Consider the following 26115-nt stretch of genomic DNA (forward strand, 5'->3'; position numbering starts at 1 on the left):
TATATAATAATCAAATTTTTATAAGTTTAAAATGTATATAATCAAAAATAATACCAAGGATAAAAAATGCAAATAACTTTAAGAATTTTTCGTTTTGATAAAGATAGTGATTATTTAGCTTATTATAAACCATATGTTTATGATAGTAAAAATTTTAAAAGTGTTTATGATATTTTAAGTCAGATTAAAAAAGATGATATATATTTTGATTTTGAAGAAAACCCAGAAAGTTGTATTAAAGTTAATCAAGTTACCATTAGACAAAGAAGAGATTTAAGTAATATTATTGAAAGATTTGGAAAAGAACTCATCATAGAACCACTCGATACTAAAAGAGCTATTAAAGACTTGATCATGGATAAGAGTGATTTTTTAGAAAAACTTGAACTTTTTAAAGGACTTATTGACATACATGATATAGAGCTTTACAAGCAATATGACTTTTTATATTATACAAGCGAAGTAAGAGAATTTCTACCTGAATATTTAGGAGATAGTTTCTTTATATTTGCCTATAAAATGCTACTTAAATATCCAGAAAAAACTCCACAATTTTTAAAATTGATAGCAGATGAAGAAAAAGGAATTTATTATCATACTAAATTCAAAAATTTTATTTCATCTAATGAGCTTGACTATGAATCTTACATCAAAGAATTAAAAGTTATGCTTGTAAAATCAGGTCTTGCAAGAAGTATTTTTTAAGGAATTAAAATGTATAAAATTTATACCAATAGCAATAATGATTTATTTTGTTATTTTGATATTATCAAAAATGTCTTAGATACAGTCGGTGTTGAAAGCACATTATGTGAAAAACCTTTGGGTAAAAATTATTTTATTATTGACTATGATCCTAAAGATATTTTAGATGAATATTCTAGAATGATGAATGAGAATAATATCTTAGCTTGCGAATATAGCTCTTATGAAATTATGAGTAAAATCGATAAGATTAAATACGCTCCAGAGTTTTTTTTAAAATACTTAAAAACAGAACACATTAAATATTTTTTTGATAAATTTAACATAGGTGTATATCAAGGATTTTCCCATGCTAATTGCTCTTTAGAACTTGCTAAGATTCTTAAAGCAAATATAATTGATTTTGAAAGAAAATATAAGAGTTGTGGCTATGGGTTCTTAAGTTTAAATGCGCAATTAGCTTATAAAAGTGCAGCAGCAATCATTTTAGATGCTTATGATAGTGGTTGTGATTTTTTAGTTGTAGAAGATTTTTATTCTTTTTATATGTTTGATAAGTGTTCTAAAGAATTACAAGCAATTTCAAATAGAAATTTTGAAGATTTTTATATTTTAAGTTTCGCAGAGCTTGCAAATTTAGCTCTAGGTATAGTACCATACACTTTAAAAAAACACAAATTAAAAGTGAGTTTAGTCAATGAAAATCGCTCTTGAATGCAAGGATTTAATTTTAGAAAAAACTTTAGAAATTGCTTTAAAAGATTTTTTAGTTTTAAAAAAAGATTGTGATTTTTTAGTCTGTGATGAAAAAATCAACACACAAAAGCCACAATTTATCATCAACAAAAAATCAAATTTCTTAACTCACCCTTTTAACATAGAAGAGTTGCTATGTGCTTTAAATGATTTCAATGCAAGCTTGCAAAATATTGCCTATAAAATAGCAATGCGTGAGAAAAAAATTATGAATCAAAAATGTGAAGCCATTTTAGAACAACTACGCCAAGAAAGTCATGAAAAAATCGATGCAATATTTGATCTTTATAAAACAGAGTTAAAAAATCTTATCAAAGAAGAAAATAATAATGCATAAAACACAAGAATATCAAAGCGTAAGAGATTTTTTAAAAAATTACAAAGAGGATAAAAAAACAAGCTCAAAAAAACAAGCTCAAAAAATTTACACCACTATAGAAAGTGGAATTTATAAGGGTAAAAAAATTTTACTTCCTAGCCTAGATACCACAAGAAGCACTAAAAGCATAGTAAAATCATGTGTTTTTAATGTTTTGCGTTTTTCTTTACAAGATAAGGTTTTTATAGAGGCCTTTGGAGGAAGTGCTTTGATGGCATTAGAAGCAAGAAGCAATGGTTGTTTAAAAAGTTATGCCATAGAAAAAGATAAAAAGGCTTATGAAATAGCTTTAAAAAACGCTTCTGGTGTTGATCAAAATACCCTTTGTTTTAATGATGATACTTTTAAAAAAACTCCTCAAATTATTCAAAATTCTAAAGAAGATATTATTTTATATCTTGATCCTCCATTTGATATTAGAGAAGGTTTTTTTGATATTTATGAAAAAACTTTAAAATTGATAGAAAATATACAAAATTCAAATGTAAAAATCATTATCATAGAACACCACAGCACTTTTAAAACTCCAACTAAAATACAAGATTATGAAAAAACTAAAGAAAAAAAATTTGGCTCAACTACTCTAAGTTTTTACTCCTTTATATAAATTTGGAACTTTTTTTGCTTTAATTTTATGAAAATAGCATAGATTAAAGGAAGAATCGATGAGAATATTACTATTTTGCTTGGTATTAAATCTAAGCATTTTTGCAGCTACTATTAAAGAACTTACTAATGTAGTAGGTGTTAGAGATAACCAACTTATAGGATATGGTTTGGTTGTTGGCTTAAACGGAAGTGGAGATGGTACAAGTAGTGAATTTACTCTACAATCTATTTCAAATATGCTTCAGGGTATGAATGTAAAAGTTAGCCCAGGTGATATAAAATCAAAAAATACAGCAGCAGTAATGGTAACAGCAAAGCTTCCTGCTTTTGCAAGAAGTGGGGATAAGCTTGATGTAAGTGTGGCTTCTTTAGGTGATGCAAAATCTTTACAAGGTGGAACCTTACTTATGACGGCTCTAAAAGGAGTTGATGGAGAGATTTATGCAGTAGCTCAAGGTTCATTAGCTATAGGTGGACTTAGCCCAAGACCGGGTGCAGCAGGAACACACTCAACCTCAGCAAATGTTATTAATGGCGCTGTAGTAGAAAGAGAAATTCCACAAAACTTTAGCCAAAGTGAAGATTTGATTTTAAGCTTAAAAGAAGCAGATTTTAAAACAGCTAATAATATAGAAAGAGTTTTAAATACTATTTTTGATACAGATATAGCAAAAGCTTTAGATTCTAGAACTATAAAATTAACAAAACCTGAAGAATTTTCTCATGTTGAATTTATGGCAAGAGTATTAGAACAAGATATAGCTTATACCCCAGAAAGCAAAGTGATTATTGATGAAAGAACAGGAACTATCGTAGCGGGAGTAAATATAGAAGTTGAACCTATATTAATTACTCATAAAGATATTACTATAAAAATTGATCCAAACAATACCGTAGCTTTAGGACAAAATGAAATCGATATGAAAGATGGTGGTATTTTAGACCCTGTATCTAATACTTTAAAAATCACAAACAATAAAACAACAGTAGCAAACATAGCTAGAATGTTAAATAAACTTGGAGCAGCACCAAATGATATCATAGCTATTATGCAAAATCTAAAAAGAGCTGGTGCAATCAGTGCTGAATTAGAGGTGATATGATGAGAGTTGATAATTATTTAGCGAGCAAAAATTACAGCAGTGAGCTTTATGAAAACATTACCAAGCATAATAATAGCTATAAGGCTGCTAAAAACTATGCAGATAGTGCTTTTAAAAATGATTTAACTCATATACAAGCATTAAATGATGAAGATAAAGCTTTAAAAGAACAAACCGATGCTTTTGAAGCTTTCTTAATTAAAAGTGTTTTGGATATTTCTTTAAAACAAGAAAATTCTTTATTTGGAAAAGATGCAAGTGATGAAATTTATTCATCTATGTATAATGATACTATGAGTAAAGCATTAAGTGGTGGTTTAGGTTTTTCAAAATTATTATTTGATTATTTAAAAGAAAGGCGTTAAGTTATTTTTTTAAGTGTCGATATGGTTCTTAGAGTTTTTCAATAGAACTGGAGGCTTAAAATGATAAACCCTATACATCAAAGCTATGTGGCTCAAGTTGCTACTAGCGATATAAATAAAACAGAAAACAAAGAAAATAACAAGGCAAAAGAAACTCAAAAGGTAGAAGAAAATAAGGCATCTTTTATTGCTTCACAAATAAAGAATGGCGAGTATAAAATAGACTTGCAAGCCACTTCAAAAGCAATAGTAGATTCTTTATTATAATTTTTATCCTTTTTTGGGTTAGTGCCTAAGAAAGGATAAAAATGGTTAAACAACACTTAGACAAAACAAATTCTATTTTAGAAAAACTCATCAATCTTACTTTAGAAGATATAGCTCAAATTCAAGCTGCTAATCACCAACATGTTAGCAAAAGCGTAGAAGAAAAAACTAAACTTGTAAATGATTTTCAAATTGCTAAAAAAAATCTTGATAAGGCTTTAGTAGAACTTAGTAATCAAGGAAACAATAAAGGTTTAGACGAACTTTTAGATGATGAAGATAAAGAAAAACTTGCTCTTTTAAAGCAAAATTTAAACACCTTACATCAAAAAAATAAAGAATATGCTAAATTGGCTCTTATTATTAAAAATTTTTACGACAATCTTTTAAATACAATGTTTGAACAAAATGGAACAAATAATGCTTATGGGGATAATAAGACAATTCCAGATTCATTATTTAAGATCAATGTTTAAAGGCTAAGTCATGGGAATTTTTGATAGTTTATATACAGGGGTTAGTGGTATAAGAGCTGCTGAACTTCAAATCAATACCACAGGTAACAATATCTCTAATGCAAATGCAGTATTTTATACTAGACAAAGAGCGGTGCAAAGTTCAGGTATGTCTCTTGATAGAGGTGGCTTACACTTAGGAACAGGTACGCAAATTGATACTATTAAAAGATTGCATGATGAGCATTCTTATTATGAGCTAAAAAACGCCACTACTCAACAAAACTATACAAATTATTTAGGACAAATTTTACAAGAAGCAAGTCAAAGATTTCCTGATATGCAAGGAACTGGTATTTTACAAGATTATAAAAATTACTATGATGCGTGGAATAACTTTGCTTCCAACCCAAGCGATGGAGCAAGTAAAATAGATCTTGTTAATAGCGCAAACACATTAGCTCAAAACATACAAAAAACATTACAAGATCTTAGCAAAATGCAACAAACAGTTAATGAGCAAATTCAACAAACCGTAGATGAGATTAATAACATTGGTCAAGAAATTGCAAATATTAATAAACAACTTGAAAATGAAGAAGTTTTACCTACCGATAATGCAAATCAACTAAGAGATAAAAGAGATGAACTTGAACTTAGACTTTCAAAGTTAGTTAATGCTGTTGCTTGGAAAGGAACAAGCTCTCAAGATAGTACTTTAGAATCTACCATGACTGATTCTGGAAGATATTATGATTTAAGCATTCAAGGCTTTAGTATAGTAAATGGCTCTAGCTTTCACCCTTTAAAATTAGATAATAACAACCCTAATGGTTTTTATCAAATTTATTATGAAGTAAATGATGAAAACCGCTATGATTTAACAAGCAAAATTTCAGGTGGGCAGCTTGGTGCTCAACTTGATCTTAGAGGTAGAAATTATGATGGCAATCATGATACTTACAGCGATGGAAAATTACAAGAGTATAAAGATATGCTCAATACCTTTACAAAAACACTCATAACTCAAACTAATAATGTCTATGCTCAAGCAGCAACCGATAAAGTAAATTCAGATGATTTAAAAGGTTTAAAATCTGATACTTCTTTAATGAGTTATGATAAAAACATCCAAGCAGGAAGCTTTGACATCACAGTTTATGATGAAAAAGGTGAGCCGGTTGCTACTAGAACTATAAAAATAGATGTTAATACCACTATAGAAGATGTTATTAAACAAATCAATGCAGATATTGATGATAATAAAAATGGTCAAGGTGGTGATGATTTAAATGATTATTTTCAAGCCTTTTATCATTATGATGGAAAAAGTGATAGCGGAAATTTCCAAATCAATGGCTTAAAAAAAGGTTATAAAATAGCTTTTAAAGACAATGGCACAAATTTCCCAGGCGCTTTAAATGTATCTTCATTTTTTAATGGTCAAGATGCAAGTAGCATTAATGTAAATTCAAGCATTAGAAATGATCCAAATAGTTTAAAAGCTAGTTCAAACGGAGTTGATGGAAATAACGATGTAGCTAACGCTATGTTGCAACTTCAAAATCAAAAAGTAAATTTTTATAATAAAGATGGTACAGTAGATACTATGACTTTGGATGGATATTATAGAAAATTTACAGGCCAAATTGCTTCAGATGCTGAAAGCAATGGCTTTGCGCATGCAACTAATATGACGGTATTTAATACAGCTTATGCAGAATACCAATCAAAAAGTGGTGTAAATACCAATGAAGAATTAGCAGCACTCATACAATATCAAGCAAGTTATGGCGCTGCAGCTAAAATCGTAACTACCGTTGATCAAATGCTTGAAACCTTACTTGGTTTAAAATCTTAATGCAAATTAAAGCTCTTTTAGATGAAGCAATTTTAAGCAAAAACACTCAAAAAGAGCTTTTCTCTCATCCTGATCCTTTACAAATTGCAAGTGTTTATAAAGATGAAAATATAGCCTTGCTTTGTGCTTTATTTGCCTATGGAAATGCTAAAAATATTGTAAATTTTTTAAATAAACTTGATTTTTCCTTGCTTGAGAAAAGCGATGAGATTATTAAAAAAGAATGTAAAAATCTAAAATACCGCTTTCAAAACTCTCAAGATATAGCTCAAATTTTCATCACACTCAAGCGCTTAAAAAATGAAGATAGTATAGAAAATATTTTTACCAAAACTTATCAAAAAGAGCAAAACATAACACAAGCAATAAAAGCTTTCATAGAAACAATTTACAAGCTTAATCCTTATAAAAGTTATGGTTATGAATTTTTCTTTTCAAAAGAATTTAACATTCCAAAAGGTCCTTTAAAAAGATACAATATGTATCTTAGGTGGATGGTAAGAAAAGATGAATTAGATTTAGGTTTGTTTAAAAATATAGACAAAAAAGATTTACTCATACCCTTAGATACTCATACTCATAAAGTTTCATTAAAACTTAAGCTTTTAAAGCGTAAGATTTATGATTTTAAAAGTGTTTTAGAACTTACGCAAAGTCTTAAAAAATTCGATCCTACTGATCCTATAAAATATGATTTTGCTCTATATAGAATCGGACAAAACAAGGAAAGCTTATGGAGCTTGAATTAACTTATTATGTGATTTTATTCTTTGTTGCTGCTTTTGCAGGTTGTGTTGATGCGATTGTAGGTGGTGGTGGGCTTATTACCATACCTGCTTTATTTGCTTGTGGTATTCCTCCTCATTTAGCCCTAGCTACTAATAAACTTCAAAGCACCTTTGGATCGCTCACTGCGGTTTTAGCTTATAGAAAATCTATGCATATAGAAAAGATAGCCTTGGGAATTTTATTTACTGCTATTGGAGCTGCCATTGGAACTTATGCAGTCTTACTAATAGATCAAAATGCTGTTAAAATCATTGTATTAATTTGCCTTGTTTTAATCTTTTTTTACACTATTTTCAAGCCTGATTTAGGCCATGTACATAATAAAGCTAAAATGAGCACTACAAGCTTTCAAATCATCTTTGGCTTGCTACTTGGTTTTTATGATGGTTTTTTAGGACCCGGCACTGGATCTTTTTGGATTTTTGCTTGCGTGATATTTCTTGGTTTTAGCATGAAAAATGCAAGCATTAATACCAAAATCTTAAATTTTACTAGCAATATAGTAGCTTTAGGGGTATTTTTATACTCTTATGAGGTGCTTTGGAAAGTTGGTATTTTAATGGGTATAGGCCAAATTTTAGGTGCTTTTATAGGATCAAAACTAGTCTTAAAAACGCAAGGAACTTTTATCAAAAAACTCTTTTTGATTATGGTTGCTTTAACTATAGCTAAGGTTGCTTATGATTATCTTGCTTAAATTTCTTGACTAATTTGCCACATAGGTAAAAATACACCCGAGGCTAAAACTAAAATCAAACTCGCCATAAAAATTGTCATCAAAGGCTCCAAAACACTCAAAAGCTTTTGAGTATAATTTTCTTTTTTATACTCATAAAACAAAGCAAGCTCATAAGTACTTTCATCTAATTTAGAACTTTTTAAAGCTAAATTTAACATTCTTATCACAAAAGGCTCAAAAAGCTTTGTGTTAGAAAAAGCTTGAGCTAAATCAAGTCCTGATTCAAATGAAGTCTTTATAATAAACATTTTGTTTTTAAAGAATTGATTTTCTATACCTTCACAAGCAAGTTCAAAAGCTCTTTTTATATCCACCCCTGCTTTTAATAAATATGAAAAAATTAAGAAAAAACAAAATTTATCTTGATAAAATATTATTTTTCCAAAAATGGGAAAATAAAAAAGAATTCTATGAAAAAACAAAGACTTCCTAAAAAAATAAGTAAGTATTATAAAAAATCCTATATTTAATAAAATAATCATATAAAAATGACTAAAAAAATCAGCTATAATAAAAAGAATTTGAGTGATTTTTGGCAAATCCAATTCAAGTTGTAAAAATAAAGTTTTAAATTCAGGCAAAACTAAAGTTATAAGAATAAAAAAAGCAAAAATAATACACATAAAAACGAAAAGTGGATAAGCTATAGCCTTTTTTAACTGCTTAAAACTATGAAGATTTTTTTCTTTTAAACTAATAATAATATCAAGAGCCCTATGTAAATCTTCTCTGCCATCACAAATTTTTAAAATAGCACATTCTCTAGAATTTAAAATATCTTTAAAGGCTTCATTATAAGAACTTCCATTATTGAGTTTATTATAAATTGTATTAAAAATTTTAATATTTTGTTTTTCATAGCTTGATTTTAAAAATTCTAAAATTGCTTCCTGTAAGCTTAATCCTGCCTTTAAGATCATATTTAAATCCTTAAGAATGAAAATAAGCTCTTCTTCTTTGATTTTATGTTTTATCGGTTTGAAATATTCTTCAACACTAATAATATTTACAAATGACTTTAACGCAAAATTTCTAGCTTCATATAAATTTCTAGCCCTTATTATATATTGTTTTTGCTCTTTATTTAATACATAAAAAATAACAAATTTTTTCAAAAACTAATCTTTCTTAACTCATCTATACTTGTTAAGCCAAGTTTTGCCTTTTCTAAAGCATCCATACCTAAAGTCAAAAAACCTTTTTTTAAAGCGTATGTTAAAATATTTTCATAATTTGCATTATTTTCTATCATATTTTTTAAATTATGATCTAAAAATAAAAATTCAGCTACCATCAAACGCCCTTTATATCCACTATACATACACTCAACACAACCTTTTGCTTTGTAAAATTTTCCTTCAAAAACTTGATTTTGAAAGTAAAATTTTTCCTTGTTAGGTTCTTTACATTCACATAGTTTTCTTACTAATCGTTGAGCTATAATTAAATTAAGAGAATGAGCTATTAAGTATTCTCTTGCACCCATATGCTTCATTCTAAAAATAGCTTCTATAGCGCCATTAGTGTGTAGGGTGCTTAAAACTAAATGTCCGCTTAAAGAAGCTTTTAAAACTATATCCAAACTATCCTCATCTCTAATTTCACCTATCATAATCACATCAGGATCGTGTCTTAAAACTGCTCTTAAAGCTTTGTGAAAATCAAATCCGGCTTTAGAATTTAAAAGAATTTGTTGAGCATATTTAAGTTTATATTCTATAGGATCTTCTAAGGTGATGATTTTTTTACTTTGTTCAATTTCATTTAAAATAGCATGCATAAAAGTACTTTTACCACTCCCTGTTGGCCCACAAAACAAAATCAGACCATAAGGTGCATTCGTGTGTATTTTCAGCTGAATTAAATTTTCTTCTTTGATAAAAAGTTTATTAAGTTTTAAAACATATCCATCTTGTTTTAAAATTCTAAGCACTATGCTTTGTCCAAATAATAAAGGCATAATTGAAACTCTAAAATCATATTTTTGTTCTAAAATGATTTTAGAAAAACTCCCATCTTGAGCTTGTCTTTGTTCAGCTACATTAAGCAAAGCAATAATTTTTACATGCATCAATAAGGCTTGGTATGATTTTGCATCAAAACTATGTATATATTTTAACTCCCCATCTATTCTAAATCTTATATATACTTCATTTTCTAAAGGCTCTAAATGGATATCACTTGCTCTTAAAAAACAAGCATAAGTTAAAATTAAATTCAAAAACTGCTCTAATAAAAATTCATCTTTATTTTCATCACTTTTCAAACTAAGCTCTAATCTATTAAGATGATTTTGAAATTTAATTAAAAATTTAACCCTTTCTAGCAAAAATTCAAATTGCGTAAAAACACAAAGAAAAATCTTGATAGTTTTAAAACGATATAAATTTTGTATTTTTTCCAAAACATTCTCTTCCAATGGTTTAAAGGAAGCTATATGGATATTTTCATCATCTTCATAAAAACAAAAAATATTATGTTGTTCTATTAAAGAAAAAGGCAAAATGTGAAGATATTTTTCAAAATCAAAAGTTTGATTTAAATTTAAAAATTCCATTTTGTATTGAGAAGCAATTTCTTTTAAAGAATACTCGCTTAAGTTTTTTAATTTTTGATGTGTATCACTCAAAATAAATCTCCAAAAGCTTTTCGTATTCTTTTTTAGCTATTAAAGCATCTTCATATCTTCCGAGTTTTATTTTAGCATTAATAAAAACAAGCCAAGCTTCTTTTTGCAATAAATCAAAATCATTAGCCTCTATAGCCCAAAAAACTGCTTGTTTGTATTCTTTATTTTGATAAAAATATTTTGCTAAATTTAAAGCATTTTCATAGTTTGGTTGATTAATGAATTTTTCATAAAATATGTTTTGATCGAAACTATTGTTTTGAATTTCTATAGCATTTAAAAAAGAAAAACATATTAAGATTTTAAAACATATCATCTTCATGCTGAAAACCTAGGTCTTTTAAACTTAAAATTTTATTATTAGTTTTTACTAAACTTGGTTTGATAATAAAAACTATTTCGCTAATATCTTCATAATTTTGTTTTCCTTGAAATAAAGCTCCAAAAAGTGGAATTTTAGATAAAATGCTTATTTCATTATGATTATTAATGGTATTTTTACTAATCAATCCGCCTAAAATTAAAGTTTGTCCATCATCAACCTCAACTACAGTAGAAAGCTTTTTTTGTATAGTATCTGGCGCTATATTTCTTGGTTTGCTTTGTCTATGATTATCAAAACTATATTTAAAATCACTCAAGCTTGGATTAATCCTAAGCATAATTTTATGATCATCTGAAATCTCAGGCAATATATTAAGTAAAATTCCTACAAAAATAGAATAATTATTATATATTTCACTAACTATTGTACCATTTTCTGTTCCTTTAGAACTTTCTTTTACTTGATAATTTATTGTATCGCCTATAGAAATAATAGCTTGCTGATTGTTTAAAGCCATAAGTTTTGGGTTAGAAAGTATAGTTGTTTTACCATTTTCTTGTAATAAATTTAAAATAGCTTTAGTTTCAATATTTGCTTTTAAGTTAATATTTCTAACACCATCTTTATTAATTATAAAATCATTATCATCACCATTAAGTTTAAAAGCAAGTTCTTGCCAATTAATTCCACTTGAATGATTTTTGTTTAAATGCACAGCAACAATACTTACATCAATTAAAACTTGTTTTTTAAGTCTTTTATTTAAGTCATCTAAATATTTTCCAACTCTTGCAAGTTCATATGGAGTTGCATTTAAAGTAATAATTCCTGCATTAGTATTGACAATAGGTTTAGTTGTATTTTCATCCAACAAAGCTTGAATTTCTTCTGAAATTTTCTCCCAAAAATCAAATTTATCAGTACTAATAACTAAATTATCTACTTCCTTATAATTATCATAATCTCCTTGTTTTGGTCTAGAATCCACTGAAGCTTTAGTAATACTTTGTCCTTCTCTAATAGAACTTATATAATGCACTTTAAAAGTTTCAACTTGTTTTCCATAAATTTTTAAAGCATTTTTATCGTATTCATAAGCAAGATTGTTTTCCACCAATAAAAGCTTAAAAATCTCTCTTAAAGACATTTTCTTTATATGTAAATAATTTTGAGCATGCATTAATTTTTCTTGAGCAAAAATATCTTTGATAATAATACTAAAATCACACTCTCTTCCGAGTTCATTTAAAATTTCAAGCAAAGAAGTTTTGTTTTCTACTCTTATATTAAAAAAATGCTGATTACACTGCATGGCAAATACATTTGTAAAAAACAAAAAATTAATACATAAAAATACTATTTTTTTCATACAAATTTACAACCATTATTTTTTCTTCCTTTTTTAATACAACTTGAGAATTTCTAATTTCAACTATTTTAAAACCATCAATATAATCGTTTAAAGCATACCACTTATCATTAATCTTAATCTTATTTGAAACAATAGCTTGCAAAGAAAAATTAGATTTTATATTTGTAGTCTTTTTAAAAAAAGGATCTTGAATTGAAATTAAATTATCAACATAACAATTTTGATTTAAAAATGGATAATTAACACCAAAAGCATTAATTACCCATAAAACAAGAAAAAAAATTCGAAACAAAATTAATTTTCATTGCTAAAATCAGCACTTGCTAAACGCTTAAGCTGTCTGTAACGACGTTGTGCCTCTGCTTTATTTTTTTCAAATAATTCTTTTGCTTGCTCAGGATTTGATTTTTTCAAAGAATTATAACGAACTTCATTCATTAAAAAGCTTTCATATAAATCCCAATCAGGTTCTTTTGAAGAAATTGTTAAAGGATTTTTACCTTCAGCTTCTAAACGCGGATCATAAATATAAGTTGGCCAATATCCACATTTTGTAGCTAACTCTGCTTGATTTCCTGAATTTCCAAGTCCACCTTTAATACCATGAGCTATACAAGGAGAATAAGCAATAATCAAAGAAGGTCCATCATAAGCTTCTGCCGCCATTACAGCTTTTAACAATTGTGCATAATTTGCATTAGAATTTACTTGAGCCACAAAAATATAACCATAAGTCATAGCAATTTGACCAAGATCTTTTTTCTGTACTGGCTTACCTGCTGCAGCAAACTGTGCTACTGAACCTGTTCTTGAAGATTTTGAGCTCTGACCGCCTGTGTTAGAATACACTTCAGTATCAAGCACTAAAATATTTACATTCTCACCGCTTGCCAAAACATGATCAAGTCCACCATAACCTATATCATAAGCCCAGCCATCACCACCAAAAATCCAATGTGATTTTTTACTTAAATAGCTTTTAAGTTCTAAAATATCATTAACTGCTTTGATTTGCTTATTTTCTTCTAACAATGGAACTAATTTATCTCTTAATTCCAAAGAAACTTTAGAATCTTCTTTATTTGCAATCCACTCTTTATATAATGCAGAAAGTGCGTTAGGTACTTCTTGCATACTTTCATTCATTATGTGTTCTATTTTATGTCTTGTAGTTTCAGTTGCTATTTTCATACCAAGACCAAATTCAGCATTATCTTCAAATAAAGAATTGCCCCAAGCAGGTCCATGACCATTTTTATTGCTTTTTCTATATGGAGTTGAAGGAGCTGAGCCACCATAAATAGAACTACAACCCGTTGCATTAGCAACAATCATTCTTTCACCAAATAATCTAGTAATTAAAGTAATATAAGGAGTTTCTCCACACCCTGGACATGCTCCATGAAATTCAAATAAAGGTTGAGCAAATTGGATGCCTTTGGTATTTTCTCTATTTAAAATATTATCTTTATAACTTACTTTTTTGAATAAATAATCTGCATTTTCTTGCTCACCATGATCAAGCTCTTCACCTAGTGGTACCATCACTAAAGATTTTTCTTTGGTAGGACACTCATGCACACAAAGCTCACAACCTGTACAATCAAGCGGCGAAACTTGAATTTTGAAATTTAATTTTTGTTCTTTCACGCCTTTTGCATTTAAGCTGTGCTCTTTTACACCTGCTGGAGCATTGTTTAATTCTTCTTCATCAATCAAGAAAGGTCTGATAACTGCATGAGGGCATACTGAAGCACATTGATTACACTGAATACAATTAGTTTCTATCCATCTTGGCACCATAACACCAACGCCTCTTTTTTCATACTCAGTAGTACCATGCTCAAAACTACCATCTTCATAGCCCAAAAATGCCGAAACTGGTAAATCATCGCCCTTAGCTGCATTCATAGGTTTTGCGATTTTTTCAACAAACTCAGTACCTTTATAAGCTATAGTTTCTTCTTTTGCTTCATTAGCTAAATTTACCCAAGAAGGATCAATATCAACTTTTACAAGTCCATCTGCACCTACATCAATAGCTTTATAATTCATTTCAACTATAGCATCACCTTTTTTACTATATGATTTATAAGCTAATTCTTTCATATATTTTTGCGCATCTTCAAAAGGAATGATATTAGCAAGTTTGAAAAATGCTGATTGCATAATCGTGTTTGTTCTACTACCTAGTCCTATCTCTCTAGCAAGTTTTGTAGCATTAATGATATAAAAATTAATTTCCTTTTGCGCTAAAACTCTTTTTACTGCATTTGGAATTTTTTCAATAGTTTCTTGCGCACTCCAAATACTATTTAAAAGGAAAGTTCCTCCTTTTCTAATGCCTGCTAAAACATCATAAATTTCTAAATACGCAGCCACTGAACATGCTACGAAATGTGGCGTAGAAACTAAATAAGTTGAAGTAATAGGTTTTTTAGAAAATCTTAAATGGCTTCTTGTATAACCACCTGATTTTTTAGAATCATAAGCAAAATAAGCTTGCGCGTAAAAGTCTGTTTTATCTCCTATAATTTTAATAGAGTTTTTATTTGCACCTACAGTGCCATCGGCACCAAGTCCATAAAATAAACACTCTATAGTACTTTCATCACCCAAAGAAATTTTCTCTCCCACAGGCAATGAGGTAAAGGTTACATCATCATTAATTCCTATGGTGAAACCATCTTTTGGATTTGCTTGATTTAGATTTTCAAAAACTGCTATCAACTGAGCAGGATCCACATCTTTTGAAGAAAGTCCATATCTACCACCAACGATTAAAGGTGCTTTTTCTTTTCCATAATATGCACTTTTTAAATCCAAATAAAGTGGCTCGCCTAAACTTCCTGGCTCTTTAGTTCTATCTAAAACAGCAATTTTTTCAACACTTTGAGGCATTACATCAAATAAATATTTTAAACTAAATGGTCTATATAAATGAACTTTTAAAACCCCTACTTTTTCACCTTTGCTACTCAAATAATCTACAACTTCTTTTAAAGCTTCAGTCACTGAACCCATTGCTACAACAACACGCGTTGCATTTTTATCCCCATAATATACAAAAGGTCTGTATTCTCTTCCTGTAATTTTTGAAATTTCTTGCATATATTCATTAACAATATCAGGAACAGCTTCATAATATTTATTTGCCAACTCTCTTGTTTGAAAATAAATATCATCATTTTGAGCCGTACCTCTTGTTTTTGGATTTTCTGGATTTAGACAGGAATTTCTAAATTCCAATAAAGCCTTACGATCCAATAAGCGATCAAAATGTGCATAATCCATTACTTCAATTTTTTGGATTTCATGAGAGGTTCTAAAACCATCAAAAAAATGCATAAAAGGCACTCTACCTTTAATAGCTGCTAGGTGTGCAACACCTGCTAAATCCATACTTTCTTGCACAGAATGCGAACAAAGCATAGCAAAACCTGTTTGTCTTGCAGCATAAATATCTTGATGATCTCCAAAAATAGATAGCGCTTGAGATGCTAAAGCTCTAGCTGCCACATGAATTACTCCAGGCAAAAGTTGACCTGCAATTTTATACATATTTGGTATTTTTAGCAAAAGTCCTTGAGAAGCGGTATAAGTCGTGGTTAAAGAACCTGCTTGTAAAGACCCATGAACTGTCCCTGCTGCACCTGCTTCACTTTGCATTTCTACAACTTTAACTGGCACTCCAAAAAGATTTTTTTTGCCTTGAGAAGCCCATATGTCAGTATAATCAGCCATAGGAGAGCTTGGAGTGATAGGATAAATTCCAGCAACCTCTGTAAATGCATAAGCAGCGTAAGCTGCTGCTTCATTACCATCCATCGTTTTCATTATTTTACTCATTTAATCTATCCTTATAATTAAATAATTACTTAAAGTCAATAACTACTTTATCTTTAATTATCTTAAACAATAATAAAAATTTTTTATTATTTATAGGTATAGAGTTTAAATGGGAAATTATCGGATATTTCTTATATATTTTATGGCTTCATAGGTATTTTTAAAAAGCGGAATTTCAAATTTAGCTAAACTTTCTTTACTTTCATAACCACTACTTACAGCCACAGGAATAATATTGGCATTTTGAGCAGCTTTTATATCTAAATGAGTATCACCTACCATAAAAGCATTTTCTTTGTTTTTAGAAAGTTTCTTCAAAGCTAATAAAATAGGCTCAGCATCTGGCTTTGGACAAGTTACATCGTCTCTACCTATAATAACTTTAAAATGCTCTCCTATACCTAAATGATCAAGTAAAGGTTTAGAAAATTTAGAACTTTTAGTCGTAACAACAGCTAAATCAGCAAATAAACTAGCCTCATATACACTTTCTTTTGCCAAAGGAAGTAAAGAAGTTTGTTCTATATAGATTTTTTGATATACTTTTCTATAAGCATTAACATATTCACTTGTTTTCTCTTTTGCCACACCAAGCTTTTCAAAAGCTACATCCAAAGGAAAACCTATCAAAGCCTTAATAGCTTCATGATCTCTTAAAGGCTCATTAAAAGCTTTAAAAGCAGCATCAAATCCATCTAAAATGGCACTTGTAGAATCTATCAAAGTGCCATCTAAATCAAATAAAATTGTCTTTTTTAGCAAAGTTTATTCTTTAATAAAAAATTTTGCTTCAACGCGTCTATTTTGCGCACGACCTTCTTTGGTATCATTGCTTGCTTTTGGCTTTTCAAAACCATAGCCTTTAGTTACAATTTTTTCTTTAGCAACACCTGTTTTTTCAAGTTCCTTCGCTACGGCATTAGCACGCTCTAATGATAATTTTTGATTATAAGCCTTAGGACCTGTACTATCTGTATGGCCTTCTAAAACAGTATAGTATTGAGGATTTTCTTCTAAGATCTTACCTACTTCTTGAATTTTTTGAGCAAATTCTGGATTTATATTAGTCTGATCAAAACCAAAATGCCCCTCAAGGGCTATTGTTTTTTCACAACCTATATGATCAAGCAAAGCACCTTTTCTTGGCTCTGAACATGTTTTATCGATTTGTTTTACTTGTGGCTTTTCTTCAATTTGCTTAGTTTCAACATTAGGGGTTTTTGGAGCTTTATTGCCAAAATAAAAACTTAAGCCAACACTAGAAATTAAATTATGTTCGCCATTGTTGAATTTAATTTGATCTCTTGCTTCAAGTCTTAAAGCTAAATCTTCTCCAAGCGCGAATTTAAAACCCGCACCATATTGAGCAAACATGCCACTTTTATTTTCATAAGCCCCGTGACTTAAATACTCATAACCTGTTCCTAATAATCCATATAAATACACATGATTAGCTAAATCAATTCCTTTAATAGCATTCACATAAAATCTCGAAACACTAGTATCTATATGTGTATTATCATTTGGATTATTATATTTTGCATTATCATAATACTCTAAACCAAGTTCAGCTTGATCTATCCATAAATCATCATAGTGATAGCCAAATCTTAAGCCAACTCCACCATAATTTTTAAGATCTAAATTTCCTTCTGGTGTTGTATAGTTAAAGGTCGGGGTTATTTCTATTTTGCTAGTATCAAAAGCAAATAAAACACTAGCTAAACTAACTAAGCTTATAATTTTTTTCATAACAATCCTTATAAAATAAATTGAGCGATTATATAAAAAAGAAGATTAAAATAAAATAAGCCCCTTTGGGTAAGGGGCTTAAATTTACTACAAAAAGGAGGTTTCCCTGATCGGACCTTGGAATTATAAATATTTATTCTAAACAAAAAATCCTTTGATTTTAAATAAAATAAAAATATATGAAAAAAATATGATTTTTTTAAAAAAATAGAGAAAATGGATCCAAAATGGATCCAAAAAATATTAGCGTTTAGAGAATTGTGGGCTTCTTCTTGCTTTTCTGCGACCGTATTTTTTACGTTCAACAGTTCTGCTATCTCTAGTAAGAAGTCCTTTTGGTTTTAATAATGCTCTAAAATCTGCATCCATAGCAGCTAAAGCTCTTGAAATACCATGTCTTAAAGCTTCAGCTTGAGCACTGTAACCACCGCCTAAAGTTGTTGCTTTAATGTCCATAGAAGTTTCTTGCTTAGTTACTAATAAAGGCTGAACTACTTTTAATTTTATAGCTTCATGTCCGCCAAGCCAAGTGTTTAAATCCATACCATTAACGATGATTTTACCACTACCAGCTTTTACCCAAACTTTAGCTACAGCGGTTTTTCTTTTACCTGTTGCGTATGTTGTTGCCATGATTATTTTCCTTTATTAGCAATTTGAGCAGTATGAGGATGTTCGCTACCTGCATAAATTTTTAATTTTTTAAGCATAGCTCTACCTAGGTTTGTTTTAGGTAGCATACCACGAACTGCTAATTTATATAATTTAACTGGATTTTTTTCTAATAAATCACCAAATTTTTCACTTTTTACGCTTCCAAAATACCCTGAATGTCTGTGATATAGTTTATCTTCTGCTTTATTTGCACCTGTGAAAACTGCTTTAGAAGCATTGATAATGATTACATAATCTCCACAATCAACATTTGGAGTATAGCAAGGTTTATTTTTACCTCTTAAAATAGTCGCTACTTCTGTTAAAAGACGACCAAAACGCTTTCCTTCAGCGTCTAAAACGATCCATTCGCGTTTTACTTCGTTTGGCTTTGTTATCTTTGTCATCATCTTACCTTTGCCAAAAATTTTTTAAAAATGAGATTATAATTATTTTAGCTTAATTAATACTTAATTTAAGAATACTTAAAGTTTAAATGATATCTTTTTTATATTGTAACTTATTCTTAAATAGTTTATATTACAATTGTAATATAAAATACTTTATAAGGCGAAATAATGTTAAATTTATTTGCTAAACATAAAAAAATTTGCTATTGCTTTTGTACTACCTATTTTAGCTTTTGGTTTTAATATTTATTATAATACAAATAAAAGTGAAATTCATACAACTAACCCAAACAAACAAAATAACAAATATGAAATTTTAAAAGAAAAGTGCAACAGTGGGGATATTAAGGCGTGCTTAGATTCCTATCCTCTTAAATATAAAAAGCCCATACAAGCTAAATTAAATGGAAAATGGGGATTTATAGATAAAAGTGGAAAATTTATATTAGATCCTATTTTTGATTATACTCTTGGTTTTAGTGAAAATATTGCAGGTATTAATTTAAACGAAAAGTGGGGATTTGCTAATAAAAATGGGGAGATAATAATAAATCCTATATTTGACAATATTTCTAATTTTAAGGAAAATCTAGCAAGTGTTAATTTAAACGGAAAATGGGGTTTTATAGATAAAAATGGAAAATTTGCAATAAAACCTATTTTTGATAAAGTTTATAGTTTCAACCAAGGAATTGCAAAAGTCAAGTTAAATGAAAAATGGGGACTTATGGATAAAAATGGAAATTTTTCTAGTAGAACCTAATATTTAATAAAATAGATTATTAAACCTCCGCTATCTCCACTTTATCCTTTAAAACATATACCAAAAAAGCCTTAGTGGAAGTCTTGGCTAAGATTTTTTCTATGGCTTCTTTGTAAAGTAAAACTTGCTTTTTATGCTCGTTTAAATTTAAACCCGTTTTATAGTCTATAATGATAGCTTCATTATCATCAAATGCAAGCATATCAAGCTGTTTTTGCTCACCTTTATAAGTGATGATTTGCTCTTTTAGTAGCTTTTTACCCGCTAAAAGCGCGTTAAAGCTCTCATCTTTTAAAAGCATAGTAAGTCTTTTAAAAAGCTCATTAAAACCTTCATCATCTAAGTAAAAACGATATTTTTTATACACCATTTGCTTGCAAAATTCAAAATTGCTTTTAGTGTTAAAATCAAAATATTGCAAAAACTCATGCAAAGCCAAACCAAAATGTATTTGTGCGCTTGAAAGATGACTTTTTACTTTAACTTCTTGCAAATTTACCTTTTGAAATTCTTCAAAGTTTTCTATTTGTTCTAAATTTTCTAAAGGCTCATTTGTTTTTGAAAGCTGTTCTTCTATAATACCTATTTGTTTTTCTTCATAGTCTTGAAAATAACTCTTAAAGGTTTTAAAACTCTCATCATTTTTTATAATAAAAAGAGAGTTTTTAGCTCTAGTAAGCGCTACATATAGACAATTTATCTCATCTTCTGCTTGAAGTTTTTCTCTTTTAGCTAAAAAGGTATTGTAATTTTGATCTTCAAGATATTTTCTAGCACTATGCCTGTATTTTACTTCCCAACCTTGCTCTAAATCATACTCAAACATTAAAGTTTCATTATCCGGAGCTTTTTTACTAAGTCTATCAAGTACGATTAAATTTTCAAATTCAAGCCCCTTAGATTTATGCACAGTCATAATACTTACTCCATCATCTTGAACTTGTAAAGACTTTAACTCGCATGGAGCAAACAAAAAATCAAAAAAATTATCAAAAGCACTTGCATACTCTAAATATGCAATGAGATTAACATCACTTAAGTCAAGTTTTAAAACATGTACTAGGTATTTTAAAATCTCACCTACACTGCGGTTTAAATCAAGCGTGATAAACTCAAGCTCTTTTTCTAAAATACTACTTGCAAAGTACAAACTAAACTCATCTTTAAGCACACAAGCCTTTGCATACTCAAAAAGCACTCTTACACTAATACAATCCATCAAAGCTACATTGCTTTGCGTATAAGCTTTAATGTCATTTTCTTCAAGAAATTCTTTCATTAAAGTAGCGTCTTTGTTAATCCATACCAAAATGCAAATTTCACTAAGCTTTAAGCCTTTTTCTAAAAGCTTTTGAATGATCTTTAAAACTTCTTTACCACTTGCTTCATGCAAAGAACTTTTTAGCGGGATATGATTTTGTAAAACTTCCACATATCCACCTTCTTTAATGCTTTTTTGCAAAGTAAAGCTAGGATTTAAAAAGCTATCAAAAAATTTATCTTTAAAGACTTCATTTACATAATCAACAATAATCTTTTTACTACGATAATTAGTATCTAAATGCTCTAATTTAATTTGTGGAAAATCTTTTAAAAGCTTATCAAAAAGCTCTTTTTTACCCCCTCTAAAACCATATATGCTTTGCTTTTTATCCCCCACATAAAAAAAGCTTCTATTTTTTTTCACTCCCTCGCCTGAAACAAGCTCAGCAATGATGGGTTTTAAAATTTGATACTGCAAAACATTAGTATCTTGAAATTCATCGATTAATAAATGCGAAATATAACCATCAAGTCTAAAATAAATCAAATCTTTATTAGTTTCATCACTAATTAACTCATAAGTTTTTAAAGCTATATCTGAAAAAGTCAATGCATTTTGCTTAGCATTGTTTTCATTTCTTGCTTCTTTAAAATGCTTCAAAAGCTTTGCAAGCATACTAATGCGATAATTTTCCATTTGAGTAAAATACTCTTTTGCGCTTTGTAAAAACTCTGCTCTTTTTTGTAAAAATTCACTATCGATGACTTTTACAAAATACTTTTTATCTAAATCACAAATAATAGGTTTAGTAAAGAAATCTTCTATGTTTTCAAATTCAAAATTTTTTTGATAGTTTTTATCTGTACTTAAATTTCTTGCATAAGTTATAAACTCACTTAAGCTTTTTTCCAAAAAAGTTTTATTTGGAAAATGTGCATTTTGTATAGAATTTATCTCACAAGATCTTTCATACAAGCTTTCAAGATTTTGCAAAAAATCACTTTTACTTTTTGTTTGGACAATGTAATAAGCTAAAGCCCTTAGTTCTTCTTCATCTAATTTAGAAATGAAATTTTTATAACTATCTTGACTTTCTATAATATCAAAATCACTCATAAGACCTAAATTTAAAGCAAAAGAACGAATGATTTGTGAAAAAAAGCTGTCAAAAGTGTAGATATTAAGCTTAGATCTTAAAAACTCATCTTTGTATTTTTCTCTTAAAGCTATAAGCTCATTTTTACTTTTACCTAGCATTTTCATAAGCTCATTACATTCTGCTTTATTCTCTCCATTTTCAAGCACATCAAATTCTAAAAAGGTTTTAAAAACTCTTTCTTTCATTTCACTTGTAGCTTTATTAGTAAAAGTAAGGGCTAAAATTTCATTAATCTTAGCTCCCATTAAAACCAAAGCTACAAAACGCACACTTAATGCAAAAGTTTTTCCACTTCCTGCGCTAGCTTCCAAAGCTAAAAAAGGCTCAAAATGATAACTCAAAGCTTAAACTCCTTTTTATAAAGCATGGTATAAGGGCTGTAAGTATTGTCGTTTTTTTGATTAAAAAATTCTTTTTCCAAAGGCTCTTTAGCAAGCTCATTAAGTAAATCTTTCAGTTCTTGTACGCTCTTACTTTTAGCATTTTCATGTATGATTTTGATATTTTTTAGATCATAAAAACAAGCTTTTGTATTTAATAAGGCATTTTGATTTTCTAATAAAAACTTATAAAAAGCAAGTTGATAAGACTTTTCATCTGCCTTACCACTTTTATAATCTATAATCAATCTTTCATTGCCATTATTATCTACTCTATCTAAAAAGCCTATGGCGTGAATTTTCACTCCATTTTCTGCAATAAATTCTTTTCTTGGTGGATTAAATTCACATTTTTCTACCACATAACCTTGCTTAAAATGCTCATTTTCAAGTGTTTGGAATTCTTTAAATATAGTTTGTATTAAAGCTAAATTTAGCGCATCAACTCGGTATTGTTTAATGCTTTTTACCACTTGCATAAAAACTTCATAATCAAAATGATTTTTAGATTTTTGTGTATAATAAAGTTCTAAAGCCTTATGGATAAAACTCCCCAGCTCATTTGCTCTAAGTGTATCATCTAAAGTCTTTGGCTCTTTTAATCTTAAAACATATTTATAATAATAATCCAAACCATAATGCACAAGAAGATGAAATCTTGAAAAAGAAAGATCCCTTTGAAAATAATCGTGTTTTGCTTTAATACTTACAATAGGTTCAAGATTAAAAGTACATGGATAAGTTTGAAAATATTTCACATAAGCATTATTACTATAAGTCTTGTCTTCATAAAATGGAAGTTCAAGTTCGTTTAAAAATCTTGATTTGATTTTTTCTTCATTTTCCACATAAGAAATTCCAACTAATTTTGCCTTGGCTATTAAAGTATAATAATAATGTCTTTGTAAATTTTCTCTTTGAGCATGAGTGATAAGTCCTGCTTTTTTGCGAATTTCATTGTTTAAAAATAACTCACTTGAAACTCTTTTTGGGATAAATTCATCATTAAAATCAACTATAATCACCCCGTCATATCTAAGTCCCCTACTTTCTAAAAGTCCCATTACAGTAACTTCACCACCACCAACACTACTTAATTTTATACCATCAATTTGCATGAAAAATAATTCTAAAATTTGCACAAAGCTTAACTCGTGTGTTTTTACAAGCTCTTTGATAAAAATAAGCTCTTGATGTATATAACTTTTTAACTCCTCATCACTATCTTCTAGCAAATTAAAAATAAAATTCTCAAAAAAATCATAAGAAATATTTTCATCAAAAAGCTTTTTAAACTCTGTAAAATCAACACTAGAAGAAAAAAAATGTAAATTACACAAATGTTTGTTTAAATTACACCTTTCATAAAATTCTTCATTTTCTTCATACTCAAACTCATCATCTTTAGCACTTTCATACAAAGACTTTAATCTATGATAAAAAAGTGTATTTTTAATACTTTCTCCACTTGCATAATTTAAAACATTGTTTTTATCATAAAGTCTTAAAATATCTACAAAATTCTCATCAGGTGTAATCACTACAATATCTTTTGCGCTTATACCGGATTTTAAAAAAGAATTAATTTTTTCAAAAACAAAAGCAGCTTGTAAAGATCTTAAATGAAAACTTTTATAACTAATTTTACTTTCTTTAAAAAAGCACTCTTCTTTTAAAATTGTTTTTTGATTTAAATCAAACAAATAAGCATAATTTGCCTTAAGAGAAAGTCCTTGTAAAAAGCTAAGAGTATTTAAAAAATCTTTATTAAATTTAGTGCAATTAAACTGCACTTTAAGAGGAAGTATTTCCTTAACTTTTAACAAAAGCTCTACTTCAAAGGCATTTAAAAAACCTTGAAAATCAAAAATAATCTCATCATAATTTTTTAAAAAATCACTATTAATTTCATAATCTAGCGGCAAAGAAATATCATCATATAGATTTTGTTCTTTTAACAAGGTAAGATAATTTTTAAAAAGTTCTTCTAAAATTTGCAAATGTTCATCATACTGAGCGTAAGCATCATGAAATTTTAATGAGTTGATATCTTTTTTTTCTAAACTAAGCTCTTTAAAGAAACTAAATAAATAAGCATTATTTTTTAAGAAAGCAAAAAAATTACTCGGTATTTTTAAGCTTTGCTCTAAATTTTTAGTTTGCTCGCAAGCCTTTTTCATCAAAAGTAAACACTCATAGTGTGTTGCTTGAAAATGCGGAGAAAAAACTAACTTTTGTATAAATTCGGCTATACTCATAGCCGGCTCTACTAAACTATCAACCTGTAGTTTTTTCTCATAATACTTTCTTAAAGCTCTTAGTGAGCTAAATACAAAAAGTTTCATTATTTAGTCTGCAAAAAGAATTTAAAAAATCCTACACTATTTTCATCTTGAGTGATTTTTAAAAGTATTTGCCAAACACCTTTTTCTTTGATATTAAAATCAAACACCAAATCACTTCCTTCTAATCTTACTTGCAAATTTTCATCATTTACATTTGTATGTGGACGCGAAAGTAAAGTTTGGATTTGAAGCTTACTTAAATCATAATCTTTTAAATTTTCAATTGCAATCCTAAGCTCATTTTGCCCTTCATTGATATAATAAACTTGATTTTTCTTATGCATAAAGCTTTCTTTGTCTTTAATGCTTAGCTTAAAATTTTCATCAAAAGTCTTTTGTCTGTTTTGAATTTCATTATAATTTAACTCTACATTTTGATAAGAATCAAAATAAAAATTATCTTCATACACAGGAGCCTTGCTTGCAATAAAAATCGTAACAATACAAGCCATAACAATAAGCCCCAAAGAAATCAAAATACCATAAGGCCAAAATGTTTTCTTATTTTCCATTTTTATTTTCTCCTTTTGATTTTTCTTTGAACTAGCATTAAAATTGCAACACATAAAAATCCATAGATTAAAATTCTCATGATATTTAAAGTATCACGATTTGAATTTCCATAAAAAGGTTTTATATTAAAATAATTTGCTACTTGATCGGCTATATCTGCATAACCATTTAAAATAGCTGCATTATAAATATCTTTTTGTTTAGGATTTGCAAGTATAGGTAAAATTGTTCCTTTTTCAGGATAAGGACTCAAAACACCTTCTTTATCAAAAAAAGCCAAAGCATCATCGCTTGCAAGTATATCTACCTTATGTGAAGCTTTAGAAAATACAAGTAAAATATATGGCTTACTTAAATTAGCTTCATAATTTTTTAAACTTTCAAAATCTTTTTTATCACTTAATGCTAAAGCGATATTTACTCCAGTTAATTCATAAATTTGTCCAGAACTTGTAGTGATATTTTGTTCTATCGCAGTGTTTAAGATATTATCATTTAATAATATTTCAGCATGTAAAAAATTAGCAAAACAAATAAAAATGGCGGCTAAAAAACCGCCTTTAAATATATTTTTCATCCTATAAAAAGATGATTTGCAGTTAAAACCGACCAAGCAGTGATTCCAGCCGCTACAACTAAACCGGCTATGATTAAATATTCAAGAACTTTTGC

The 26115-nt window shown here is 28.6% G+C and carries 26 protein-coding genes; 12 read left to right on the forward strand and 14 right to left on the reverse strand.

Translation table 11 applies throughout. From position 1 onward, the window contains the following. The first annotated feature begins 66 nt into the window (after positions 1-66). The 11 genes from L8W57_RS04185 to L8W57_RS04235 are packed head-to-tail and all read left to right on the forward strand — an operon-like array spanning position 67 to position 7986. Positions 67-705, forward strand: coding sequence for a DUF5644 domain-containing protein (locus L8W57_RS04185; protein WP_133319369.1), 639 nt, complete (start codon positions 67-69; stop codon positions 703-705). A gap of 9 nt (positions 706-714) precedes the next feature. Next, positions 715-1419, forward strand: a complete 705-nt coding sequence (locus L8W57_RS04190; RefSeq protein WP_263662066.1) for a hypothetical protein — start codon at positions 715-717, stop codon at positions 1417-1419. Then, positions 1403-1798, forward strand: coding sequence for a hypothetical protein (locus tag L8W57_RS04195; protein ID WP_263659833.1), 396 nt, complete (start codon positions 1403-1405; stop codon positions 1796-1798). The genes L8W57_RS04190 and L8W57_RS04195 overlap by 17 nt, the downstream gene beginning before the upstream one ends. Next, positions 1791-2447 carry an RsmD family RNA methyltransferase gene (locus L8W57_RS04200; RefSeq protein ID WP_133319372.1) on the forward strand — a complete coding sequence of 219 codons (657 nt, stop codon included), beginning with the start codon at positions 1791-1793 and terminating at the stop codon, positions 2445-2447. The genes L8W57_RS04195 and L8W57_RS04200 overlap by 8 nt, the downstream gene beginning before the upstream one ends. 58 nt (positions 2448-2505) lie before the next feature. Beyond that, positions 2506-3552, forward strand: coding sequence for a flagellar basal body P-ring protein FlgI (locus L8W57_RS04205; protein WP_263659834.1), 1047 nt, complete (start codon positions 2506-2508; stop codon positions 3550-3552). Further along, the gene (locus L8W57_RS04210; protein ID WP_207921002.1) at positions 3552-3917 is read left to right on the forward strand and encodes a rod-binding protein; all 366 of its coding nucleotides are present in this window, start codon (positions 3552-3554) and stop codon (positions 3915-3917) included. The genes L8W57_RS04205 and L8W57_RS04210 overlap by 1 nt, the downstream gene beginning before the upstream one ends. Positions 3918-3977: 60 nt before the next feature. Next, positions 3978-4184 (forward strand): flagellar biosynthesis anti-sigma factor FlgM, encoded by a 207-nt coding sequence (locus L8W57_RS04215; protein ID WP_133319374.1) that lies wholly within the window; start codon positions 3978-3980, stop codon positions 4182-4184. Between the two features lie 41 nt (positions 4185-4225). Further along, a complete protein-coding gene (flgN, locus tag L8W57_RS04220; protein WP_133319375.1) occupies positions 4226-4660 on the forward strand; it encodes a flagellar export chaperone FlgN in 435 nt (144 codons plus the stop codon). A gap of 10 nt (positions 4661-4670) precedes the next feature. Next, entirely contained in the window at positions 4671-6500 is a 1830-nt protein-coding gene (gene flgK, locus L8W57_RS04225; RefSeq protein ID WP_133319376.1) for a flagellar hook-associated protein FlgK, read from the forward strand. After that, positions 6500-7249, forward strand: a complete 750-nt coding sequence (locus tag L8W57_RS04230) for a TIGR02757 family protein (protein WP_133319377.1) — start codon at positions 6500-6502, stop codon at positions 7247-7249. The genes flgK and L8W57_RS04230 overlap by 1 nt, the downstream gene beginning before the upstream one ends. Beyond that, positions 7234-7986 (forward strand): TSUP family transporter, encoded by a 753-nt coding sequence (locus L8W57_RS04235; RefSeq protein ID WP_133319378.1) that lies wholly within the window; start codon positions 7234-7236, stop codon positions 7984-7986. Before L8W57_RS04230 ends, L8W57_RS04235 begins: the two co-directional genes overlap by 16 nt. Here the strand turns inward: L8W57_RS04235 and L8W57_RS04240 are convergent. The 10 genes from L8W57_RS04240 to rplM form a co-directional block, all read right to left on the reverse strand. Beyond that, entirely contained in the window at positions 7983-9143 is a 1161-nt protein-coding gene (locus tag L8W57_RS04240) for a type II secretion system F family protein (protein WP_263662067.1), read from the reverse strand. The two genes, L8W57_RS04235 and L8W57_RS04240, sit on opposite strands and share 4 nt — an antisense overlap. After that, on the reverse strand, positions 9140-10657 hold the full coding sequence (locus L8W57_RS04245; protein ID WP_133319380.1) for a GspE/PulE family protein: 1518 nt from the start codon (positions 10655-10657) through the stop codon (positions 9140-9142). Before L8W57_RS04245 ends, L8W57_RS04240 begins: the two co-directional genes overlap by 4 nt. Then, positions 10650-10979, reverse strand: a complete 330-nt coding sequence (locus L8W57_RS04250) for a CDC27 family protein (protein WP_133319381.1) — start codon at positions 10977-10979, stop codon at positions 10650-10652. The genes L8W57_RS04245 and L8W57_RS04250 overlap by 8 nt, the downstream gene beginning before the upstream one ends. Then, a complete protein-coding gene (gene mshL / locus L8W57_RS04255; protein WP_133319382.1) occupies positions 10960-12351 on the reverse strand; it encodes a pilus (MSHA type) biogenesis protein MshL in 1392 nt (463 codons plus the stop codon). Before mshL ends, L8W57_RS04250 begins: the two co-directional genes overlap by 20 nt. Continuing rightward, positions 12323-12646 carry a hypothetical protein gene (locus L8W57_RS04260; RefSeq protein ID WP_133319383.1) on the reverse strand — a complete coding sequence of 108 codons (324 nt, stop codon included), beginning with the start codon at positions 12644-12646 and terminating at the stop codon, positions 12323-12325. Before L8W57_RS04260 ends, mshL begins: the two co-directional genes overlap by 29 nt. A gap of 2 nt (positions 12647-12648) precedes the next feature. After that, the gene (gene nifJ, locus L8W57_RS04265; RefSeq protein WP_133319384.1) at positions 12649-16203 is read right to left on the reverse strand and encodes a pyruvate:ferredoxin (flavodoxin) oxidoreductase; all 3555 of its coding nucleotides are present in this window, start codon (positions 16201-16203) and stop codon (positions 12649-12651) included. Positions 16204-16320: 117 nt separating this feature from the next. Continuing rightward, positions 16321-16965, reverse strand: coding sequence for an HAD family hydrolase (locus tag L8W57_RS04270; RefSeq protein ID WP_133319385.1), 645 nt, complete (start codon positions 16963-16965; stop codon positions 16321-16323). 3 nt (positions 16966-16968) lie between these two features. Then, positions 16969-17955 (reverse strand): OmpA family protein, encoded by a 987-nt coding sequence (locus L8W57_RS04275; RefSeq protein ID WP_133319386.1) that lies wholly within the window; start codon positions 17953-17955, stop codon positions 16969-16971. A gap of 243 nt (positions 17956-18198) precedes the next feature. Beyond that, positions 18199-18588 (reverse strand): 30S ribosomal protein S9, encoded by a 390-nt coding sequence (gene rpsI, locus L8W57_RS04280; protein ID WP_039617655.1) that lies wholly within the window; start codon positions 18586-18588, stop codon positions 18199-18201. A 2-nt stretch (positions 18589-18590) separates the two neighbouring features. Beyond that, entirely contained in the window at positions 18591-19016 is a 426-nt protein-coding gene (rplM, locus tag L8W57_RS04285) for a 50S ribosomal protein L13 (RefSeq protein WP_039617653.1), read from the reverse strand. A 184-nt stretch (positions 19017-19200) separates the two neighbouring features. Between rplM and L8W57_RS04290 the strand changes: the two genes are divergently transcribed. Further along, positions 19201-19782: a WG repeat-containing protein gene (locus L8W57_RS04290; protein WP_263662069.1), complete on the forward strand. Its 582-nt coding sequence runs from the start codon at positions 19201-19203 to the stop codon at positions 19780-19782. 19 nt (positions 19783-19801) lie between these two features. On the opposite strand, the gene L8W57_RS04295 is transcribed toward L8W57_RS04290, so the two are convergent. From L8W57_RS04295 to L8W57_RS04310, 4 genes are read right to left on the reverse strand one after another with little or no spacing between them, the layout of a single operon-like run. Then, positions 19802-22546: a RecB-like helicase gene (locus L8W57_RS04295; RefSeq protein WP_263662070.1), complete on the reverse strand. Its 2745-nt coding sequence runs from the start codon at positions 22544-22546 to the stop codon at positions 19802-19804. Then, entirely contained in the window at positions 22543-24930 is a 2388-nt protein-coding gene (locus tag L8W57_RS04300) for a PD-(D/E)XK nuclease family protein (protein WP_263662071.1), read from the reverse strand. The genes L8W57_RS04295 and L8W57_RS04300 overlap by 4 nt, the downstream gene beginning before the upstream one ends. Then, the gene (locus L8W57_RS04305) at positions 24930-25442 is read right to left on the reverse strand and encodes a FixH family protein (RefSeq protein WP_263662073.1); all 513 of its coding nucleotides are present in this window, start codon (positions 25440-25442) and stop codon (positions 24930-24932) included. Before L8W57_RS04305 ends, L8W57_RS04300 begins: the two co-directional genes overlap by 1 nt. A gap of 2 nt (positions 25443-25444) precedes the next feature. Next, on the reverse strand, positions 25445-26020 hold the full coding sequence (locus L8W57_RS04310) for a hypothetical protein (RefSeq protein WP_133319391.1): 576 nt from the start codon (positions 26018-26020) through the stop codon (positions 25445-25447). Positions 26021-26115: the final 95 nt, after the last annotated feature.

The organism is Campylobacter sp. IFREMER_LSEM_CL1890 (assembly GCF_025772045.1).
GTDB lineage: Bacteria > Campylobacterota > Campylobacteria > Campylobacterales > Campylobacteraceae > Campylobacter_D > Campylobacter_D lari_D.